4 protein-coding genes are annotated in these 1,737 nt (G+C 64.1%); all 4 read right to left on the bottom strand.

Features of this window, described 5'->3' with window-relative positions:
- Nucleotides 1-602: TylF/MycF/NovP-related O-methyltransferase (locus J8J14_RS24695; RefSeq protein WP_209382193.1), on the bottom strand; the 602-nt coding region annotated here is incomplete at its 3' end.
- A 132-nt stretch (nucleotides 603-734) separates the two neighbouring features.
- The gene (locus J8J14_RS24690; protein ID WP_209382192.1) at nucleotides 735-908 is read right to left on the bottom strand and encodes a DUF1328 family protein; all 174 of its coding nucleotides are present in this window, start codon (nucleotides 906-908) and stop codon (nucleotides 735-737) included.
- 128 nt (nucleotides 909-1,036) lie between these two features.
- Nucleotides 1,037-1,198: a DUF1328 domain-containing protein gene (locus J8J14_RS24685; RefSeq protein WP_209382191.1), complete on the bottom strand. Its 162-nt coding sequence runs from the start codon at nucleotides 1,196-1,198 to the stop codon at nucleotides 1,037-1,039.
- A gap of 100 nt (nucleotides 1,199-1,298) precedes the next feature.
- On the bottom strand, nucleotides 1,299-1,737 hold a 439-nt coding region (locus tag J8J14_RS24680; protein ID WP_209382190.1), incomplete at its 5' end, for a hypothetical protein.

The following is a 1,737-nucleotide window of genomic DNA, read 5'->3' as shown; positions in this document are numbered from 1 at the left end:
CGAATTGCAACCTGCTCGTGGGTCGCATTGTAGGCAAGGTATTCGTGAGGGAGCTTCCGTTGCTCCGCAAATTCCGCGAATGCGCGAAATTCGTGTTCCTCCCAGCCCGGATAATTGAAGAACTCGTCGAATATGAGGATCGATCCGGCCATGAGGCGGCTTCCAAGGTGGTCGAGAACACAACGGGTGGAGGAGTAGAGATCACAGTCGATGTGGAGCAAGGCAACAGGCCCATCATGCTTCGCGGCAAAGTCCGGCAGCGTGGCATCAAACCAGCCTTTGATGAGCCTCACATTCTGTCGGACCTCGGGTAGAACACCCTCGACGCTGAATGCGCCGGGCCCGAACTCCTTACGCCAATGCTCTGGGAGCCCCTCGAAAGAGTCAAAGCCGAACAAGGCTCGGTCGGGCAGCTGGTCCGCGATGTAGTTGATGGACTCTGCTTTGAACACGCCGAACTCACAGATGAGGCCATGGTCCGGAATGGACTGGAGGGCGCGGTCGAAGACCTCGAAGCGGCTGTTGCAAGGCTGCGCTTCCTGCAGGCGCTCGTTGAGGTAGCTCAGCGCCGGGGCGCTTGCGTGGACTGGAGAGAGTGCCATGAGACGCTCCGATGTTCTGGTGGCCCACCAGCCACTGCCCGGCGAGTTGCCTCTCGGACTAAATCTGGGGACAGCAATCGAGACATGTCGTCGCCAAACTGTGGGCTAGCGCATCCCAGCCCTGGCGATCTCCTAGGTCAACTTCCGGCCGACCGTGAGGCCGGGGACGAGCAGGGCTACCGTAATGATGCCGGCGAGCCAGAACATGATCTTGGCGACACCCATGGCCGCTCCATCCAGTCCGCCGAACCCAAGCGCGCCAAGGAGGAGTGGGATAACCGCGAAAACGACGGCCCACTTGATCATGTCACTTCCTTTCGGGATCGAGCCCGTCCGGATCCTGGGGATCAGGCGAAACGATAAAGTCGGGGGGCCATGTTCAGGTGGGCAGCCGACCGGCGCAAGCGTGGCCAACAAGGAACCGCGCGCACGGGTTAGACAGCCAGCGCGCCGAGCACGAAGAGCACCAAGGCGATCACAAGGAAGATGCCGAAGAGCACCTTCGCCACCGAGCCGGCGGCAGCGGCGACACCGGAGAAGCCGAGGGCACCCGCGATGACGGCAACAACGAGCGCGACGATGGCCCAGGTGAGCATGGCTGTTCCTTTCATATGAATGCCGCGGGCCTGGCCCTGCGGGCCATGTGGGCGGATGACGCGGGGCGGGCGGTTGCTCTGGCCCGCCCCGCCGGCGTTTTTACCTGCTGGAGCCGGACGATCCCGAGCTGGAGCCCTGGGAATTGCCGGAGGAGCTACCCGAGGAGTTCCCTGACGACGAGCCGCTGCGGCTGCCCTGCGAGTTGGAGCTGGACGAGCCGGACTGGCTGGAGGACGCGCTGCCGCCCGAGGAATTGGACTGCCCGACGGCGGAGGCCTGCACCATGGCCTGCTGCGTCTCGAGCAGAGCCTGATTGGCGGCGTTGATCGCCTGCCGGCGGTTGTCACCGGCGGGCTGCTGAGCCATTGCCTGCACCGCCTCCCGGAGGCGCTGAGCCGCCTGGAACAGCCGCTCCATCGCCCGGCTGTACTCGGCGTCACTGTTCGGCACCGCAGGGCTGCCGGACGTCTGAGCCCGGCGGAAGGCGTCCTGGTTCTGCCCTGACTGGTTCGACCCGGACTGGTTCGACCCGGACTGG

It is taken from the genome of Pararoseomonas baculiformis (genome assembly GCF_017813395.1).
GTDB lineage: Bacteria > Pseudomonadota > Alphaproteobacteria > Acetobacterales > Acetobacteraceae > Roseomonas > Roseomonas baculiformis.
Note: the sequence above shows the minus strand (reverse complement) of the source record. Positions and strands in the feature narration are given on the sequence as shown.

Excerpts from the sequence above, each read along its gene's own strand:
- J8J14_RS24690 (WP_209382192.1), bottom strand. The coding sequence starts at position 908 with ATGATCAAGTGGGCCGTCGTTTTCGCGGTTATCCCACTCCTCCTTGGC.
- J8J14_RS24685 (WP_209382191.1), bottom strand. The coding sequence starts at position 1,198 with ATGCTCACCTGGGCCATCGTCGCGCTCGTTGTTGCCGTCATCGCGGGT.